The organism is Sulfitobacter rhodophyticola (assembly GCF_041281685.2).
In the GTDB taxonomy this organism is placed as follows: Bacteria; Pseudomonadota; Alphaproteobacteria; order Rhodobacterales; family Rhodobacteraceae; genus Sulfitobacter.
In genome coordinates, this window is record NZ_CP166251.2 from 3,086,672 (window position 1) to 3,106,302 (window position 19,631).

The window sequence follows — 19,631 nt, forward strand, 5'->3', positions numbered from 1 at the left end:
GGGGACAATGGATAGGATCGAAAACCGTCGGGGCGCCGGCGCGGATATCGCGATTGTCGGTATGGCCGTCAATTTGCCAGGCGCGCAAAGCGTGGATGCCTATTGGGCAAATCTGAAGGGGGGCGTTGAAAGCATCCGCCGCCTGTCGGATGAAGAACTGCTGGCCGCTGGTGAAAGCCCCGAAAACATCGCCCGCAAGAATTACGTGCCCGCCGCTGCGGTGCTGGAGGGTTTCGACACCTTCGATGCGGAGTTCTTTGGCTTCTCGCCCAAGGATGCCGCGATTCTCGACCCGCAGCACCGCAAGTTCCTTGAAACCGCCTGGGAAGCGATGGAGCAGGCAGGCCGCCCGCCCGAAAGCGTGGCGGGGCCCATCGGTGTCTATGCGGGCTGCGGCATGGGCAGCTATTTCTATTTCAACATCTGCTCCAACCCTGAATTGGTGGATGACGTGGGCATGTTCCTGCTGCGGCATACCGGCAACGACAAGGATTTCCTGTCGACCCGCGTCAGCCATGTGTTCGACCTGAAAGGTCCGTCGATCAGCCTGCAAACGGCTTGTTCGACGTCGCTGGTGGCGATCCACTATGCCTGTGCCGCCCTGCGCGCGGGGGAGATCGACATGGCGCTGGCGGGGGGGGTGACGATCGAATTGCCACAGGGGCGCGGGTATCTGTTCAAGGAGAACGAGATCCTGTCGCCCGACGGTCATTGCCATGCGTTTGATCACCGGGCGCAAGGAACGGTCTTCGGGTCGGGCGCGGGCGCGGTTGCCTTGCGGAGGCTGGACGATGCGCTGGCCGATGGCGATCCGATCTGGGGGGTCATCAAGGGCTCCGCGGTGAACAATGACGGGGCGGCCAAGGCGGGATACCTGGCACCGTCGGTGGATGGCCAGACGCAGGCGATTGCGCGGGCGCTGCAAGATGCCGATGTGCCCGCACGCTCCATCGGGATGATCGAATGCCACGGCACGGGCACTTATCTGGGGGACCCGATCGAGGTCGCGGCGCTGACCGAAGCCTACCGTCAAAGCACGCAGGACAGCGACTTCTGCCGCATCGGGTCGGTCAAGACCAACATCGGCCATCTGGACACGGCGGCGGGCGTGGCCGGGTTGGCCAAGGCAGTCCTTGCGCTGCACCACAAACAAATCCCGCCTTCGCTTGGCTATGAAGCGCCGAACCCGGCCATCCCGTTTGAAGGCAGCCCGTTCCGCGTGAACGAGACGCTGCATGACTGGGCGGCGGGCAAAACGCCGCGGCGGGCGGCGGTGAACGCGCTGGGCGTGGGCGGTACCAATGCCCACATGATCCTTGAAGAGGCCCCCGACCGCGCAGCATCAGAACAAAGCGACTGGCCTTTTCATGTGCTCTGCATCTCCGGCCACAGCAAGGCCGCGCTCGATGGCAATGCCGCGGCCCTTGCCGCGCACCTGCGCGCGCATCCGGAACAGCCCCTTGCGGACGTCGCCTTTACCCTCAAGAACGGGCGGCACGGGTTCGACAAGCGCCGCGTCGTGGTGGCGGAAACCCATGCGGAAGCGGCGGACTTGCTGGAACAGGGCGATACCCGCCGCGTCTTCACCCACGAGGCGCTGGGCACCGACCCCGAAGTGGTCTTCATGTTCCCCGGCGGCGGGGCGCAGTTCGCGGGCATGGCGCGCGATCTGTACGAGACGGAACCGGTCTTTGCCGAATGGATGGACAAGGGGCTCAGCCATCTTGAACCACAACTTGATTACGACATTCGCGCGATCTGGCTGCCTGAAGCGGCGGCGCAAGACGCCGCGACCGAACGGCTGAAACAACCATCCGTGCAACTGCCGCTGATTGCGATTGTCGAATATGCGCTGGCGCAACTGTGGATGTCGTGGGGCGTGAAACCCGCTGCAATGGTGGGTCATTCCATGGGCGAAAACGTCGCCGCCTGTCTGGCGGGTGTGATGACGTTCGAGAACCTCATTGATCTGGTGCTGCTGCGCGGGCGGCTCTTTGACGAAGTGCCTGCCGGTGGCATGCTCAGCATTTCCGCACCGCTCAGCGCAATTGAGCGGCTGTTGGGCGATGATCTGGACATCGCCAGCATCAACGCACCCGAACTGATTGCCGTCTCCGGCCCGCAACACGCGCTGGACGCGATGGCCGCCCGGTTGGACACGGCGGAGATCGAACATCAGCGCGTTGCGATCGACATCGCCGCGCACAGTCGGATGCTGGCGCCGATCCTTGACCGGTATCGCACGTTTCTGACCGCGCTAGACCTGCAGGCGCCGCAAATGCCCTTCGTGTCCAACCGCAGCGGAGAGATGATCACCGCATCGGAGGCGACGGACCCTGAATACTGGGTGGGCCAGTTGCGCAACACCGTGCGCTTTGGTGACTGCATGGCGACGCTGGCGGCACCGCGTAAACGTGTGTTTCTTGAAGTGGGGCCGGGCCGCGCGCTGAGTTCGCTGGCGCAGATGACAGACGGGGTCGCCGCCGGTCAGGTGATCTCCACCCTGCGGCATCCGGAGCATGCGATGGCCGATGACGCCTATTTCATCGGCGTGATCGGGCGGCTCTGGGCCTGCGGAGTCGAAGCCGACTGGTCGCAGATCTGGGGGGAGGCGCGGCGCAATCGCGTGGTGCTGCCGACCTATGCCTTCCAGCGCAGCCGCTATTTTATTGAGCCGGGCGCGCAAAAAGCGGCGGCGGCAGACGCGCCCGCACTGGTCCGTCAGGACGACATGACCGATTGGGGCGCGCAGCCTTTCTGGAAGCCGTGCTATGCGGAGATTGACCTTGATGTGGGGGCCGACCTTGCGCAAAGCCCCCTCAATTGGCTGATCTTCGCAGATACGTCAGGGCTGGCGGCACCCGTGATGGCGCGCCTGCGCGCGGCGGGGCACCGGGTGGTCGAGGTGATTGCAGGCGACGCCTTTGGCCAGACCGGGCCGGACCGCTTCACCCTTGCACCCGAACAGGGACGCGGGGGCTATGACCAGCTTGTCGCCGCGCTGGGCACAGATGACATGGCATTCCCCGACCGCATCGCGCATTTCTGGCTCGCGGATGATGCCGCCGCACCGCGCCCCGGCAGCAGCGGTTTTGACCGCAATCTGGAGCAGGGGTTCTGGAGCCTGACGTGGTTGTCTCAGGCCCTGATCGAAGCGGGCAGGGACGCGCCGCTGCACCTGTCCGTGTTCACCACCGGCGCGACGGCAGCAGGCGGGACGGGGCTGATCCATCCTGAAAAGGCACTGATCGCGGGGCCGGTGGGGGTGGTTGCCCGTGAACTGCCCGGCATAACGGCCGCACAGGTGGATCTTGAAGCTGTCACACCTGCGGCCCCTGACAGCGGGTGGTTCAAGGCCAAGGATTCGGAGGCGGCGCCGGTTGATCATACCGACCTGCTGCTGGAGGAAATGCTGGCGCGGCCCGCCAACACAATTGCGGCGCACCGGGGGGAGAAGCGATTTGAATTGACTTATCGTTCCTTGCCGCTGCCGGAGGAATCCGCGGCGGCCTTCCGCGCGGACGGGCGGTATCTGATTACGGGTGGATTTGGCGGCATTGGCCAGACGCTTGCCGCCGACCTGATTGCGCGGCACCGGGCCAACGTCATCCTGCTGAGCCGTGATCCACTGCCGCCGCGGGACCAATGGGACGCCTATATCGCCGCCCGGGGCACAACCGACCGGCTGGCGCGCCGTCTGGGGGCCGTGATGCGGCTGGAAGAACGGGCCGCAGCCAACGGCGGATCGGTCGGCATTGCGCAGGGCGATGTGGCGAACCTCGCGCAGATGCGCCGGGTGGTGGATGATTTGCAGGCGCTTGACGGCGGGCTGACCGGGGTGATTCACGCCGCCGGTGTGCTGGACGATGCACCGATGCTGGGCAAGATCGATGCGGGCATCGAAGCGGTACTTGCGCCAAAGGTCCAGGGGCTGCGGGTGCTGGATCAACTGCTGCCCGATGGGGCGATCGAACTGCTGGTGCTGTTTTCCTCTACCTCCACCGCGACGCGCGGTGCGGGGCAGGTGGATTATGTCGCCGCGAACGCATGGCTCAATGCCTTCGCGCAGGCGCGGCGCGGCGGCAAGACGCGGGTCGTCGCGGTGAACTGGGGCATCTGGTCGGACGTTGGCATGGCGGCGGCGGCCCTTGGGGCCGGGGCCAGCGATGTGCTGCCGCCGCGCGCAATCGGTACGCCGACCCTGCGCGACGTCGCAGGCGAAACAGGCGGAGAGACGGTGTTTACCGCGCCGTTGTCCACGCAGGACTGGCTTTTGGACCAGCACCGCACCAAAGACGGACAAGCGGTGATGCCGGGTACCGGTTATATCGAAGCGCTGGCCGAAGCGGCGCAGACCCAGGGCATGACCGGGGGCTTTGACCTTCAGGACCTTTATTTCCTGCGCGCGATGCCCGTGGCCGATGGCGCGGCACGGCAGATGCAGGTGACGTTGCGCAAGGACGGCGCGGGATACGCTGCGGAGATGCGCAGCGATTGCGTCCTGAACGGCGTGGCGGGCTGGCAGCTGCACGCACAGGCTCTGATCACACCGCTGACCGATACCCGACCCGCACCGCTTGATCTGAAAGCCATCGCCGCCCGCTGCGGCCCGGTTCAGACATCGACAGACGCCGCGCGGCTCAAATCCCCGCAAGAGGCGCATCTTGATTTCGGGCCGCGCTGGCACGTGCTGGCCGACCAGCGCCTTGGCACCACCGAGGGGCTGGCCACCCTGACGCTGCCGGAGGCGGCGCAGGAGGATCTGGCGGCGGGCCATCTTTTGCACCCCGGCCTGATGGACCTTGCCACCGGCTGGGCCATCGGATTGGTGCCGGGGTACGAGGCGAAAAACCTGTGGGTGCCGGTATCTTACGGGCTGATCCGCGTTTACGCGCCGTTGCCTGCCGATGTGCGATCCTGGGTGCGGCTGTCGCCCGGCGACAGCAGTGACGGGTTCGCGCGCTTTGATGCCACGCTGACGGATGCGGATGGCACTGTGCTGGTGGAGGTGCGCGATTTCGCGATGAAGCGGCTTGAAAGCGGGTTTGCCGCGATTGCACCGCTGACCGAAGCAGAAGTGCGGTTCAACGATGCAGCGGCCGACGCCGCAGCACTGACACCAGCCGAAGAACGGCTTGCCTATCTGGTCAGCCAGGGCATACGCGCCGACGAAGGGCCAGAGGCGCTGAACCGGGCGCTGGCACTGGGCCTGCCACAGGTCATGGTGTCCTCCCTGCCGATCAACGGCCTGATTGCGGATGCCGGTCAGCCAATTGGGGCGGCGGTGTCGGCGGGGCAAAGCTTTGAACGGCCCGATCTGGACGGGTCATTCGTTGCGCCGCGCAACGGGGTTGAGGAACGCCTTGCCGCGCTGTGGGAAAACCTTTTGGGCGTGCACCCGGTCGGCGTTGAAGACAGTTTCTTTGATCTCGGGGGTCATTCGCTCATCGCAGTGCGGCTTTTTGCCAGCGTAAAGCGGGACTTCAAGGTCGAATTCCCGATTTCCGTCCTGTTCGAGGCCCCGACGATTGCCAAGTGCGCCGCCCTGATCGCCGCCCAGACCGGAGAGACCGGGGATGCGCCCGAGGAGGGGGGAGTGGCCCCCGAACCGTTCGAATTCCTTGTGCCATTGAACCAGAGCGATCAGAAAGCGGCAGCACCCCTGTTCATTGTGGCGGGCATGTTCGGCAACGTGTTGAACCTGCGCCATCTGGCCTTGCCCTTCAGCGCTGAAAGGCCCGTCTACGGCGTGCAGGCGCGCGGCCTGATCGGGGATGCCACCCCGCACGAGGATGTGTCTGCCGCCGCACGGGACTATCTGGCAGAGATCAAGCGCGTGCAGCCCGAAGGCCCCTATTTGCTGTCTGGGTATTCGGGCGGTGGCGTGACGGCCTATGAAATGGCGCAGCAATTGCACGCGGCGGGGGATGAGGTTGCCGTGGTGGCGCTTCTGGACACGCCCCTGCCTGTTCGACCGACTTTAACAAGGCGCGACAAGGCGTTGATCAAAATTGCAGAATTCCGGACCAAGGGTCCGGGATACCTGATTGAATGGTGGCGGGCGCGGCGGGCGTGGCAAACGGGTAACTTCCACGATGCCATTCGCGCAGCGGAGGCCGCACCGGGGGCGGAATTCAACAACCTCAAGATACAGGGCGCGTTCCTCAAGGCGGTCGGCAGCTACCGCACGCCGGACTGGGACGGGCCGCTGACGCTGTTCCGCCCGCCGCTGGACCGGCACTGGAAGGTCTCTGGCGGGGCATGGGTCAGCGCGGAGAAGGAATATGTCCTGCCCGACAATGACTGGACCCGTTATGCGCCGCACTTGCAGGTGATCGAAGTGCCGGGCAACCACGAAAGCATGGTGCTTGCCCCCAATGTGACGGTCCTGGCGCAGGAGTTGCGCGAAGTGATCGCGGCAGCCCTTGGCACCGGGGACGCAGCGGCGTGGACGAAACCTGCGGCGGCGGCGGAATGACACGCACGCCCCGCATTCTGGTGATCGTGCTGAATTTCCGCACCGCGCAGATGACCTTGCGCGCCGCCGAAGCGGGTCTGGCCGACATGCCGCAGGGCGCGGAAATGGTGATCATCGACAATGCTTCCGGCGACGGATCGGCGGCGGTGCTGGCCGATCAGATTGCGGCGCGCGGCTGGGACAAGGGGGGCCGGGTGCGCCTTGTCTGTTCGCAGGTGAACGGCGGTTTCGGTGCGGGCAACAACATTGGTCTGCGCATGCGGATGAGCGATGGCAGCGCGCCCGACTTCTTCTATCTGCTGAATTCCGATGCCTTCCCCGATCCCGGATGCCTGCCCACCCTGCTGCGGCACCTTCAGGACCACGGCCAAGCGGGCTTTGCCGGCAGCCATGTGCGCGGGGAAGACGATGCGCCCCATGTGACCGCCTTTCGCTTCCCGTCGATCAGCGGTGAATTCGAAGGGGCTGCGCGCACCGGGGTCTTCTCGCGCCTCTTGCGTAGCTCGATCGTGGCCCCGCCTTTGCCCTCGCAAGCCACCCGAATGGATTGGGTGGCCGGGGCCAGCGTCTTGATGCGGGCCAGGATGCTGGACGAGGTCGGCCTGTTTGATGAGACATTCTTCCTGTATTTCGAGGAAACGGACCTGTGCAAACGCGCGGCGCGGGCGGGCTGGGAAGGCTGGTACGTTCCTGAAGCGCGGGTGGTGCACATCGGATCCGTGTCGACGGGCATGAAGGAATGGCAACGAATGCCGCCCTATTGGTATGCGTCGCGCCGTCATTATTTCGTGAAGAACCACGGTCGCCTTTACGCGGCGGCTGCCCTTGGGGCGCATGTGACGGGCGGTTTGATCCACCGCTTGCGCTGCGCGTTGAAGGGCCGTGCGCCGGATGATCCCGCGCATTTCCTACGTGACCTTTTGGCCCATGGTCTGGGCCTCACGTCACGCCGTTCCGTATCGGAGGATACACCATGACTGCGCCTTTCAATGCCGCCCCCCTGACCGTTCTGCTGATGGGGCAGGAATCGCTCACGATTGCCTGTGGTGACATGCTGCTGGCGGGGGGGCATGACATTGCGGCTGTCGTTTCGAACGACGCGACGGTGCAAGGCTGGGCCGAAGGGCAGGGGCTGACGGTACATCCGACCCCGCAGGCGCTGATCACTGCGGGCGCGCAGGCCGATTGGTTTTTGAGCATTGCCAACCTTGCCATGGTGCCGGAGGCGGCTTTGGCGCTGGCAGGCAAAGGTGCGGTGAATTTTCACGACGGGCCGTTGCCGCAGATGGCGGGGCTGAACACGCCTGCCTGGGCCATCCTGCGCGGCCACGCCACCCACGGCATCAGCTGGCACATGATCGAAGGCGGCGTTGACGAAGGCGACCTGATCGCCACCCGCGAGATCGAGATTGCGGCGGATGAAACCGCCTTCAGCCTGAATTCCAAATGCTATGCCGCCGGGATGGAAAGCTTTGCCGACGTTCTTGCGCAGTTGGAAAGCGGTGCGGTCACGCGCCAGCCGCAGGACCTGAGCCAACGCGCGTATTTTGCGCGCGATGATCGGCCTGAGGGGGGCGGGTTTCTGGATTTTTCCGCCCGCGCGGACGTGCTGTCCGCCACCGTGCGGGGGCTTGATTTCGGGGACTACTGGAACCCGTTGACGACGGCCAAGCTGTGCGCAGGTGGCCGGGTTTTGCGCGTAGGCGGTATTGCCGCTGCCGACGGGGCACTGGACGCCGGGCAGGTGGGTGAGGTCACGGCAGAACGTGTGACGGTCGGCACCGGCAGCACCCCGGTTCGGTTGTCGCGATTGACCGATCTTGAAGGGATGCCCGTTGATGCAACAACGGTGCTGACCCCCGGCATGACCCTGATGTCAGAACAGCCACCGTTGCCCGATGCGAAGGAAGAACCCCGGTGGCGGCAGGTCCTTCGCAGTTTTGATCCGCTGCCCTGTCCGCTGATGTCGGCAGGTACTGAAAGCGGGCGCATCCCGCTGGAAGGGGCGCCCGCGCACAGGGACACCGCCGTTGCGCTGGCCGCGGTTGTCCTGCTGCGGGCGGTTGGCATGGAACGGGGGCGCGTTGCCCTGACCCATGATGGGGCAGGCTTTGCCGCGCCTTGGCTGCCCTTGGGCGTTGAGGCGACGGAAGATACCGCCGTTGAAGCGATTTGTACCTCCATCGCAGGGCAACTTGAGACTGCCGCACAAAGCACTGGTTTCGCACATGATTTGCCCCTGCGTGATCCCGAAATCGACCATGCGGCACCAGAGGTTGCGATCAGCCTGACGGATGCGCCGCTGGGGGAAGCTGCAGTGACCGTTTGCCTGACCGAAAAGGGCGCATTTCTGCATCACGACGCCCGGATCAATGCCGCCAGCGCGGGGTTGATTGCCGCGCGGTTGAACGCGGCCTTCGCGGCGCAGGACGCCCGGACGTGCGGCGCGCTTTGGGCTTTGCCGGACAGCGAAACCGCGCTGCTGGCAGGATGGAACGAAACGGCACGGGACTTTGACCGCGGCACGATCCACGCCGCGTTTGAAGCGCAGGTTGCTGCGACGCCGGATGCGGAGGCGCTGGCGTGCGAAGGCGACAGCCTGACCTACGCCGCCTTGAACGCGCGCGCCAACCAGCTGGCGCATGTGCTGCGCGCCAAGGGGGTCGTGGCGGGCACGCCCGTGGGGCTCTACACCGCGCGCGGCATTGACCTGCTGATCGGGACGCTGGGCATCCTGAAGGCGGGGGGCGCCTATGTGCCGCTGGACCCGGCTTATCCCGCAGACCGCATTGCGCATTACATCACCGACAGCGCGACGCCCGTCATCGTGACGCAAAGCGGGTTGGTCGGCAGCCTGCCTGCGCATCAGGCGCAGGTGGTTGAATTGGGCGGCTCGGAACAAGCGGACGCGCCGGAAGACAATCCCGACCCGGTTTCCGGCCCCGACGATCTGGCTTATCTGATCTACACCTCCGGCTCCACCGGGACGCCGAAGGGGGTGATGGTCAGCCACGGCAACGTGGCGAATTTCTTTGCGGGCATGGATGACCGGATTGACCACAAGACCGGCGATGTCTGGCTGGCGGTGACCAGCCTGAGCTTTGACATCTCCGTGCTGGAGCTGTTCTGGACCCTGTCGCGGGGCTTCAAGCTGGTGCTGGCAGGCGATGAAAGCCGCACTTTGGTGTCGAACGGGCCGATCGTGGACAGCGGCAAACATATGGATTTCAACCTGTTCTATTGGGGCAACGATGACGGGGTCGGCCCCAAGAAATACGAACTGCTGCTGGAAGGGGCAAAGTTCGCCGATGCCCATGGGTTCAACGCGATCTGGACGCCGGAGCGGCATTTTCATGCCTTTGGCGGGCCCTATCCGAACCCCTCCGTGACCGGCGCGGCGGTCGCTGCGGTCACCAAGAACCTTGCCGTGCGCGCAGGATCTTGCGTGGCACCGCTGCACCATCCCGCGCGTATCGCGGAGGAATGGGCCGTCATCGACAACCTGACGAATGGGCGCGTGGGCCTTGCGATTGCCAGCGGCTGGCAGCCCGATGATTTCGTGCTGCGCCCCGAAAACACGCCGCCACAGAACAAACCGGCGATGTATGTGGCCATTGAACAGCTGCGCGCCCTATGGCGGGGAGAGACGGTGGAATTCCCCCGCGCCGATGGCCAGATGCACGGCGTCGTCACGCAGCCACGACCGGTGTCAAAGGACCTGCCCGTCTGGGTGACAACCGCCGGCAATCCCCAGACGTGGAAAGAGGCCGGGGAGATTGGCGCGAACGTGCTGACACACCTGCTGGGCCAGTCAATTGACGAGGTTGCGGAGAAGATCAAGATATACCGCGAGGCCCTGCGCGATGCGGGCCACAACCCGGCGGATTTCACCGTGACGCTGATGCTGCACAGCTATCTGGCCGACACGCGGGATGAGGCCGAGGCGGTCGCGCGCGGCCCGATGAAGGACTACCTGCGCGCCGCCGCCGCGCTGATCAAGCAATATGCCTGGGCGTTCCCGGCGTTCAAACGCCCCGCAGGGACAACCAACGCCTTCGATCTGGACCTTGAAGGGCTGTCCGAGGAAGAACTGGACGCGATCCTCGAATTCGCCTTCCAGCGCTATTTCAACGACAGCGGCCTGTTCGGGACGGTGGCCGATGGCGTGGCGCGGGTCGAGGCGCTCAAACGGATCGGCGTGGATGAGGTCGCCTGCCTGATTGATTACGGCATTGATCCTTCGATCGTCATGGAAGGGCTGAAACCGCTTGCCGAAGTGCTGGCGCTGACCAACAAGGCGGGGGGGCTGGCAGCGGATGATCATTCGCTGGCCGCACAGATCATCCGCCATGGGGTCACGCATCTGCAATGCACGCCTTCCATGGCGCAGATGCTGGTCGCCAATGATGAAGCGCGGATGGCGCTTGGGCGTGTCAAACACCTGATGGTCGGGGGCGAGGCGCTGCCCGGCGCGTTGGTCACGGCGCTGCGCGATTGTCTGGGCGGCGACATTCAGAACATGTACGGCCCGACGGAAACAACAATCTGGTCCACCACGCAGATGATGCAGGGTGACGTGGGAAACACGGCCCCCATCGGGACGGCGATTGCAAATACGCAGCTTTATGTTCTGGACATGAACAAGGCGGTGCAACCCATTGGTGTTGCAGGAGAGTTGTGGATCGGGGGTGCGGGTGTCACCCAAGGCTACTGGCAGCGGCCGGAGATGTCGGCGGAGCGGTTCATCGACAACCCCTTCGGGTCCGGTACGCTTTATGGCACCGGCGATCTGGTTGCCTTTGACGCACTGGGACGCCTGCATTTCATGGGCCGCGCGGATGCACAGGTAAAGATCCGGGGCCATCGTATCGAGTTGGGCGAGATTGAAGCCAGACTTGCCGCCCTGAACGGGGTCCGCGAAGCGGTGGTTGTGGCCCGTGACGCCCCCGGCGGTGCGCAGCTTGTGGGATATGTCACTGCCAGTGCACCCGTGGATGTGGCGGCCGCGAAAGCGGCGCTGGCCCGCGATCTGCCGGAAATCATGGTGCCTTCGGCGATTGTCAGGCTCGATGCCATGCCGCTGACACCCAACAAGAAAATCGACCGCAAGGCACTGCCTGCGCCCGCCACGCGGTCTGCAGCGCCTGCAGATGACGCAGGTGCCGCGCCGGTGGCAGGCACCCAAGCCACCATCGCGCAGGTCTGGTCCGGTCTGCTGGGCGTCGGCGATATCCGGGGGGAGGACAACTTCTTTGCGCTGGGCGGGCATTCCCTGCTGGCGGTGCAGGCCCATCGCGACATCCGTGCAGCACTGGGCGCAGACAGCCTGTCGATCACGGACATCTTCCGTTTCCCGACCCTTGCCGCATTGGCGGGCCATCTGGACAAGGGCAGTGTTCCCGCGCCCGAGGCCACCACCGCCCCGGCACCCGCAGCCTCCGAGATGATCTCCAAACGCCGCCAGATGCGCCGCAGCCGCACAGGTGCCTGACGCGATGCCAACACTTTGTGCGGCGGTCGCAACGCTTTTTGACGCGCCGGTGGCCGTGGCCGGCACCGATCCGCGCGCGCCCCAGCCCCGACCGCACCCGCAGGAGGCCGCTCATCTGGGCCGCGCCATCGCCAAGCGGCAGCAGGAGTTCGCAGCAGGCCGCGCAATGGCGCGGCAGGCGATGGCGGATCTGACAGGCGTCTCGCATTCGCAACCCATCCTTGCCGACGAAGACCGCGCGCCGATCTGGCCTGCGGGCTGGCAGGGCAGCATCAGCCACAAGTCGACCCTCTGTCTGGCTGTGGTGGGTCAAAGCGGTGCCCAGCTGGGGCTGGATGTGGAGGAAGACACGCCGCTGGCGCAGGATCTGATCCCGACGATCTGTTCGGGAACCGAGATTGCGCAGTTTGCCGGACCCGAGCAAGGGGCATGGGCAAAGCTCATTTTTTCCGCAAAGGAAGCCGCCTACAAAGCGCAGTATCCGCTCACTCGTGAGGTCTTTGGCTTTCATCGTTTCGATGTTTTCGTCGACGTCTCCATGGGCATGTTTTCTGCGGCATTCACCGCCGACACCGGCATTTTCGAAGAGGGAGACATGCTCATGGGTCGGTTTCTCAAAGCGGAAGGTCACCTTGTCACCGGGGTGACGATTGGGCAGTCTGTGATCGCAGGTTCTTGAATGGTGCAGCCCTTGGCAAAACGACGTTTCATCCTTTCAGGATTGGCCCTTGCGGGTCTGGCCGTGCTGGGCGGCGGGATCTGGGCGCGGATGCGCGGGGCCGATGCACGTGCAGGTCTGAAACGGGCTGAAACCCTCTACCGGACCCCCCTTGCCGCGCCCGACGGGCCGATGCGTGTCTTTCATCTGGGTCACAGCCTTGTGGGGCAGGACATGCCCGCGATGCTGGCGCAGCTTGCCGGGGCGGGCCATGGCTACGAAAGTCAGTTGGGCTGGGGAACACCGCTGATGGATCATTGGGAGCCGGATCAGGAAATCAACGGGTTCGAGACCTCCAATGATCATCCCCGTTTCCGGGATGCGCGCACCGCGATCGGATCGGGGGACTATGACGCCGTGGTCCTGACCGAGATGGTCGAGATTACGGACGCCATCGCCTATTTCGACAGCGCCACTTATCTGGCCCGCTGGGCGGCGCTGGCGGCGGCGGGGCGGCCTGATACACGCCTCTACCTTTATGAGACATGGCATCATACCGATGATCCCAAGGGCTGGCTTGACCGGATTGATGCGGATTTTCAGGCGCAATGGCTGACGCGCATCCTTTATCCCGCGCTGGGGGTGGACGGGCCGCCGATCTATCTGATCCCGGCGGGACAGGTGATGGCGGCTTTCATACGCGCGGTTGAGGACGCAGAGGGGGTCGACGGGATCACAACCGCGCAGGACCTGTTCGGCACCGCCGAGGATGGCACGCCCGATACGATCCACTTCAACGACAGGGGGGCCTATCTGGTGGCATTGACCCACTACGCCGTGCTGTATCATCGCTCCCCCGAAGGATTGCCGCATGCATTGAACCGTGCCGATGGCACCGCTGCCGATGCCCCCGGTCCGGCGGCCGCCGCGCTGATGCAGCGGGTGGTATGGGACGTGGTGACCGCGCTGCCCCAAACCGGGGTGGCGGCATGAACCTTGCGGGGCTCACGCTTTCGGTGCTGATGGTGGGCCACAGTCTGTTTGGCAAGGATGGCCCCAACATGCTGCAGGAGGCCCTGCGCGCAGGCACCGGCGCGGGCGAGGTGCGCGCGCAGATCATCAACGGTGCGCCGCTCAAGTACAATTGGGACAACTCCGACACCGCCGAAGGGGTGGATGCGCGCGCCGTTCTGCCCGCAGGCGGCGTGGATCACCTGATCCTGACCGAAGCCGTTCCGCTTTTGAACCATACCACATGGTCCGACACGGAGGTCTACGCGCAGGCGTTCTTCGGCCTTGCTGCCGCGGCCAATCCGCGGGTGCAGGTCTATGTGCAGGAGACATGGCACAGCCTGCGCAGCGGCACCGGGGCGGAAGTGGAATTCGACGATGGCGCGGATGTGCCCTGGCGTGACCGTCTGGCGGCGGATCTGGCCGTGTGGGAAGGGATCGTGGCGGCGGTGGCGGCAGGTAACGCGTATCCCGACGCCTCGATCACGCTGATCCCGGCAGGGCAGGCGATGGCGCTGCTGCATGATGAGATCGCGGCAGACCGGGTGCCAGGCCTTGCGGACATCACGCCGCTTTTTTCCGATGACATCCACCTCAGCCACATGGGCCACTATTTTGTCGCGATGGTGCAATATGCCGTCATTACCGGGCAGAACCCGCTGGGCTTGCCAACTGATTTCTCCGACCGCTTCGGGGCGGCGTTTGATCTGCCGGAGGCCGATCTGGCGCGGGACTTGCAGCGCATCGCTTGGGCGGCGGTCGTTGAATATCAGGCCAGCGGCCCGGCACCTGCCGTCAAAGCGCCCGCGCAGAAAGCCAGCGTCGCACCTGCCGCCCCACGCGCCCCGCCGCTTGACCTGTCTGCCTTGCCGACATCTGCCACACCCGGCACCAACGCCATGGCCATCGGCCTTGCCGGTGTCGCGGACTGGAGCGTGCAACAGCCTTTCCTCAACGTGCTGAAAACCGCGCGTCCTTGGGTGGGCCACCTGCCTGGCCAGTGGGGCGGGATGGAAAACACTGCCCTGCGCGCGGGCGGTTTTCTGGATGACGGCGGCCTGCCCATTGCCAAGCCGTCCAGCGTGGGCAGCATTGGCACGATGATCCTGACCGATCTGCCCAAAGCGGCGCAGACCGTCGCAGGCCGTTATGTGCTGCGCTACAGCGGCAAGGGCGTGGTGGAGGTATCGGGCCGCGCCACAAATGTGCGCTACGGCCCCGGGACGGTCCGGTTTGACTACACACCCGGAGAAGGCGGCGTGGACATCCGCATTCAGCGCATGCACCGCTCCGACCCGCTGCGCCTGCTGTCGGTGGTCAAGCAGGAACATGAGGCTGCTTTCAACGGCGGTGCCGTGTTCAACCCCGACTGGCTGGCCCGGATGCAGGGGTTCGACGCGCTGCGCTTCATGGATTGGATGGCAACAAACGATTCCACCCTTGCACGGTGGCAAGATCGCCCAGAACCGGGCGACATGTCCTATGCCGGAGGCGTCCCGGTGGAAGTGATGGTACAACTGGCCAACGCGTTGCAGGCCGACCCTTGGTTCACCCTGCCGCATCTGGCTGACGACGATTTCGCACGCGCCTTCGCGACGCTGGTGCGCGACACGCTGGACCCCGATCTGACGGCCTATGTCGAATTCTCGAACGAGGTGTGGAACTGGCAATTCACGCAAGCCATCTGGGCCGATGAACAGGCGCTTGCACGCTGGGGGCGCAAGGACAGCCACGTGCAGTTTGCCGCCTTGCGTGCCGCTGAAATCGCGCGCATCTGGACACAGGTCTTTGGCGCGGAGGCAAAGGCGCGGCTGATCAACGTCATTGCCACACAGACCGGGTGGCTGGGGCTGGAACAGGACATTCTTGATGCGCCGTTGCTGGTGGCCGAAGGCGGTACACCGCCGCATGACGCCTTCGATGCCTATGCCATCACCGGTTATTTCGGCGGTATCCTCGGCAGTGAAGGGCGCCGACCCATGGTGGCAAAATGGCTCGCCGACAGTCTTGAGAAGGCGCAGACTGCAGCCGCGGAACAGGGGCTTAGCGGTCAGGCGGCGGAGGCGTATATCACCCAGCACCGGTTCGACCACGCCAGCGCCCTTGCGGGCCGCGAATTGCGCGATGGCGGGGTCACGGGTGATCCCACCGACACGGTCGCAAGCCTGACCAACCGCATCTTTCCCTATCACGCCGCAATCGCAGAGAAGTACGGCCTTGACCTCATCATGTATGAAGGCGGCAGTCATGTGGTGGGGTTGGGGACGATGGTCGATGATACGGCGCTGACCGCGTTTCTGCAGCATTTCAACTACACCCCCGAGATGGGCGCGCTTTATGAGACATTGCTGACAGCCTGGAAGGCGCAAGGCGGCCAGCTTTTCAATGCCTATCTGGACGTCTATGCCCCGACCAAATGGGGTTCCTGGGGTGCGCTGCGCCATCCGGGGGACCAGAACCCGCGCTGGGACGCGCTGATGGCCTTTCGATGACAGTGCTGTCCGTACTGATCCCCGCGCATGAGGAGGCAGCATATCTGCCCGCGTGCATGGCGGCGCTGCTGGCCTCCGAACCCGTGCCGACGGGCGGTGTTCAGATCGTGGTGATGGCCAACGGGTGCAGCGACGACACTGTTGCTGTGGCGGAAGGGTATCGGGCGCAGGTCGCGGATAAGGGCTGGACGCTGGACGTGCTGGTCATTGCCCGGGGCGGTAAACTGAACGCGCTGAACGAAGGCGAGGCCGTGGCCAAGGGCGCGGCCCTTTTGTATCTGGATGCCGATGTGGTGGTCAGCCCGCCGCTGGTGGCGCAGATCGCGGATGTCCTGTCCGGCGATGCGCCGGCCTACGCCAGCGGCGTGCCCCATGTTACCGTCGGGGCGGACCCGATGACCCGTGCCTATACGCGGTTCTGGCTGACGACGCCCTTCATGGTGCACGGTGTGCCGGGTTTTGGCGTCTTCGCGATGAACCGGGCGGGGCGTGCGCGGTGGGGCGACTGGCCCGATATCATTTCGGACGATACCTTTGCCCGGCTGAACTTCACCCCTGCGGAACGGCACCGTGTGCCTGCGACCTATGACTGGCCGATGATCGACGGGTTCGCGCGCCTCGTGCGCGTGCGCCGACGGCAGGACGCCGGCGTGGCTGAGGTGGCGCAGCTGTTCCCCGATCTGATGCGCAATGACGACGTGCACGACCGCACCGTGCCGATCTGGAAACGCGCCCTGCGTGATCCCGTGGCCTTTGCCGCCTTTGCGGCGCTGCGGCTGGCCGTGCGTCTGCCCGCGCAGCGCCATGGTGATCGGTGGGTGCGCGGGCGGTAACGCTTCAGGGCGCGGCAAAGAACCCGGCAAGCTTTTCCGCTTCTTGCGCCACATCGTGACGCGCCAGTACCCGTGCGCGACCGGCCTCTCCCATGGCGGACAGATCGGCCAGCGGGGATTGTGCCATCCGGTCCATGGCCTGTGCCAGCGCATCCGTATCACCGGCTGGCACCAGCCATCCGGTCCCGCCGTCCTGCACCAGTTCCGGCGTGCCCGCGACATGGGTAGCGATCACCGGGCGGGCGGCGGCCATGGCCTCCATCACCACCATCGGCAACCCTTCGGCGAAGGAGGGCATGACCAGCGCATGCGCGCGGGCCAGTTCATCGCGGATGCGGTCTTCACCGACCCATCCGGTCAGGGTTACACGGTCCTGAAGTGCATGCCGTGCGACGGCGGCGTCGATCTGGCTGCGCATCTCTCCGTCCCCGATCAGGGTCAGATGCATGTCGGATTGCGTCTTCGCCAGCGCGTCGATCAGGGCAAGCTGGCCCTTCTGTTCGACCAGCCGCCCAATGGCAACCACCCGGCGCGGGCCGTCGGGCAGGGGGACAGGATCGGCAAAACGGGCGGGCTCCACCCCGCAGTGCACAACCTTGATCCGCTCCCAGTCGGCGCTGTCGGACCAGCGGCACAGCTGGCTGCGGCCATAGCTGCTGATGGCGACGGTGAAAGCGGACGCGGCGATCTTGTCGCGCAGGGACAGGGCGCGGGGCGCGTCAAATTCTTCCGGGCCGTGCACCGTAAAGCTGAACCTTGGCCCGCCCAGCGTATGCGCCAGCATCGCCACAGTGGCGGCATTGGTGCCGAAATGTGCATGGGTGTGGCGGATCCCGGCGGTCTGACACCGCGCTGCAACCTCGGCGGCTTCGGCAAGATAGATCAGATGCCGAAGACGCCCGACTTCGGAAACCGCCCCGAAGGCCCATGCCTGTCGCAGGGCCGCTGTGAAACGCGCAGGCCCCTGCGCGAACGCCCATGCACAAGCCCGCGCCAGACCCATTGCGCCCGCCTTCAGAATGTACTGTGTGCGCGCCGCTTCGCCCTGATCCAGCGGATCAACCAGCGGCGCGTCGCCCGCCCGCATCGCCAGCCGCATCACCTCGTGCCCTTGTGCCTCCAACGCTGTGATCTCGCGCCGGATGAAGCTTTGCGACGGCTGCGGATAGGTGTTGAGGACATAGGCAATCTTCACGGGGTCAAATCCTTGCGGCGGCACGTACAGAACCGTTTATCTTAGCACATGCCGATGGTACATGGGGTTTGCAGGCCCACCCCCGGGGTCCGGACAGAACCAAGGCGGAACGCGTGCTGTCGCATGCCAAGACCCTCTTTAGCGGCAGCGGGCTGATGGCCCGGGTGTTGCGATCAACCTCCTGGATCCTGATGGGCTATGGGGCGTCGCAGGCATTGCGGCTGGCCTCCAACCTGATTCTGACGCGGCTGCTGTTTCCCGAAGCCTTCGGCCTGATGGCGCTGATCACGGTGGTGGTGGTCGGGCTCACGCTGTTTTCGGACGTGGGCATTTCCCCGTCCATCGCCCAAAGCAAACGGGGCGATGACCCCGATTTTCTGAACACCGCCTGGACGATACAAGTGATCCGGGGGTTCTTGTTGTGGCTGGTGGCGTCGCTGCTGGCCTATCCGCTGGCGGCGTTCTACGGTCAGCCTGATCTGGCGCTCTATCTGCCCATCGCCGCCTTGTCGCTGGTCGTGGCCGGGTTCAACCCCACCCGGATCGAGACAGCGCACCGGCATCTGCTGATGGGGCGGCTGACGGGGCTGGACCTGATCAGCCAGGTCATTGAGATCGGGATACTGATTGCGCTGGCGCTGTGGCTCAATTCCGTGATGGCGCTGGCCATCGGCGGGGTGATCGGGGTGACGCTGAAGCTGATGCTGACATCGGCCTTCCTGCCGGGGGTGCGCAACCGGTTCCGCTGGGAGGGGGCCGCTGCACGCGAACTTGTCACCTTCGGCAAATGGATATTCCTGTCCACGGTCTGCCATTTCTTCGCAAGCCAGGGGGACCGTGCGGTCTTGGGCAAATTCCTGACGCTGGAGATGCTGGGCATCTATAACATCGGCTTTTTTCTGGCCAGTTTCCCGCTGCTGCTGGGGCTGGCGGTGACCGCGCGGGTGATGATCCCGGTCTACCGCGAAGGGGCCTCCCCTGCGCGCATTGCGCGGCTGCGGTATGTGTTGTCGGTGGGGGTGATTGGCTTGCTGACGCTTGCAGCACTTCTGGGCCCCTGGGTGGTCGATCTGCTTTATGACCCGCGGTATTATGCGTCGGGCGCCATTCTGGTGCTGATCGCGCTGGCGATGATCCCGCAGGCGGTGGGGCTGACCTATGATCAGGCAGCGCTTGCGGCGGGGGATTCGCGGCGGTTCTTCATTTATTCGGCGGTCCGCTCAGGGTTGCAGGTGTCCTTGCTGCTGGTCGGCGTTATGCAATTCGGGCTGATCGGCGGGATCATCGGGCTGGGCCTTGCGATGGGGCTGGCGCATCTGATGCTGATCTGGCTGGCGCGTACGCACCGCGTCTGGGACCCCAGGCATGATCTGATCTTCATGGCCGCAGGATGCGCCGTGACGGCGCTGGCCGTCTGGTTGCACTGGGCGCGCCTTCTGCAACTGGCCGCCAGTTCGGCTGCCGGATCCTGAA

Annotated in this window: 9 protein-coding genes; 8 read left to right on the top strand and 1 reads right to left on the bottom strand. The window is 65.0% G+C overall.

The features are described 5' to 3' along the window. Positions 1-7 precede the first annotated feature (7 nt). The 7 genes from AB4X18_RS16250 to AB4X18_RS16280 are packed head-to-tail and all read left to right on the top strand — an operon-like array spanning position 8 to position 16,963. Positions 8-6,478, top strand: a complete 6,471-nt coding sequence (locus AB4X18_RS16250) for a type I polyketide synthase (protein ID WP_432816798.1) — start codon at positions 8-10, stop codon at positions 6,476-6,478. Continuing rightward, complete coding sequence (locus AB4X18_RS16255; protein ID WP_370401071.1) at positions 6,475-7,455, top strand: glycosyltransferase family 2 protein; 981 nt, start codon at positions 6,475-6,477, stop codon at positions 7,453-7,455. The genes AB4X18_RS16250 and AB4X18_RS16255 overlap by 4 nt, the downstream gene beginning before the upstream one ends. Then, positions 7,452-11,969: a MupA/Atu3671 family FMN-dependent luciferase-like monooxygenase gene (locus AB4X18_RS16260; RefSeq protein WP_432816799.1), complete on the top strand. Its 4,518-nt coding sequence runs from the start codon at positions 7,452-7,454 to the stop codon at positions 11,967-11,969. The genes AB4X18_RS16255 and AB4X18_RS16260 overlap by 4 nt, the downstream gene beginning before the upstream one ends. A 4-nt stretch (positions 11,970-11,973) precedes the next feature. Further along, positions 11,974-12,648, top strand: coding sequence for a 4'-phosphopantetheinyl transferase family protein (locus tag AB4X18_RS16265; protein WP_370401073.1), 675 nt, complete (start codon positions 11,974-11,976; stop codon positions 12,646-12,648). A 12-nt stretch (positions 12,649-12,660) separates the two neighbouring features. After that, entirely contained in the window at positions 12,661-13,620 is a 960-nt protein-coding gene (locus AB4X18_RS16270) for a hypothetical protein (protein ID WP_432816800.1), read from the top strand. Continuing rightward, positions 13,617-16,130: a hypothetical protein gene (locus AB4X18_RS16275; RefSeq protein ID WP_370401075.1), complete on the top strand. Its 2,514-nt coding sequence runs from the start codon at positions 13,617-13,619 to the stop codon at positions 16,128-16,130. Before AB4X18_RS16270 ends, AB4X18_RS16275 begins: the two co-directional genes overlap by 4 nt. Continuing rightward, the gene (locus tag AB4X18_RS16280; RefSeq protein WP_370401076.1) at positions 16,127-16,963 is read left to right on the top strand and encodes a glycosyltransferase family 2 protein; all 837 of its coding nucleotides are present in this window, start codon (positions 16,127-16,129) and stop codon (positions 16,961-16,963) included. Before AB4X18_RS16275 ends, AB4X18_RS16280 begins: the two co-directional genes overlap by 4 nt. A 4-nt stretch (positions 16,964-16,967) precedes the next feature. Here the strand turns inward: AB4X18_RS16280 and AB4X18_RS16285 are convergent, their stop codons facing one another. Continuing rightward, positions 16,968-18,158 carry a glycosyltransferase family 4 protein gene (locus tag AB4X18_RS16285; RefSeq protein WP_370401077.1) on the bottom strand — a complete coding sequence of 397 codons (1,191 nt, stop codon included), beginning with the start codon at positions 18,156-18,158 and terminating at the stop codon, positions 16,968-16,970. A 116-nt stretch (positions 18,159-18,274) separates the two neighbouring features. Between AB4X18_RS16285 and AB4X18_RS16290 the strand changes: the two genes are divergently transcribed. Next, on the top strand, positions 18,275-19,630 hold the full coding sequence (locus AB4X18_RS16290) for an oligosaccharide flippase family protein (RefSeq protein ID WP_432817429.1): 1,356 nt from the start codon (positions 18,275-18,277) through the stop codon (positions 19,628-19,630). Position 19,631: the final 1 nt, after the last annotated feature.

Bases quoted from the DNA above. Each gene is read 5' to 3' on its own strand.
- AB4X18_RS16250 (WP_432816798.1), top strand. From the start codon at position 8: ATGGATAGGATCGAAAACCGTCGGGGCGCCGGCGCGGATATCGCGATT.
- AB4X18_RS16255 (WP_370401071.1), top strand. From the start codon at position 6,475: ATGACACGCACGCCCCGCATTCTGGTGATCGTGCTGAATTTCCGCACC.
- AB4X18_RS16260 (WP_432816799.1), top strand. From the start codon at position 7,452: ATGACTGCGCCTTTCAATGCCGCCCCCCTGACCGTTCTGCTGATGGGG.
- AB4X18_RS16265 (WP_370401073.1), top strand. From the start codon at position 11,974: ATGCCAACACTTTGTGCGGCGGTCGCAACGCTTTTTGACGCGCCGGTG.
- AB4X18_RS16275 (WP_370401075.1), top strand. From the start codon at position 13,617: ATGAACCTTGCGGGGCTCACGCTTTCGGTGCTGATGGTGGGCCACAGT.
- AB4X18_RS16280 (WP_370401076.1), top strand. From the start codon at position 16,127: ATGACAGTGCTGTCCGTACTGATCCCCGCGCATGAGGAGGCAGCATAT.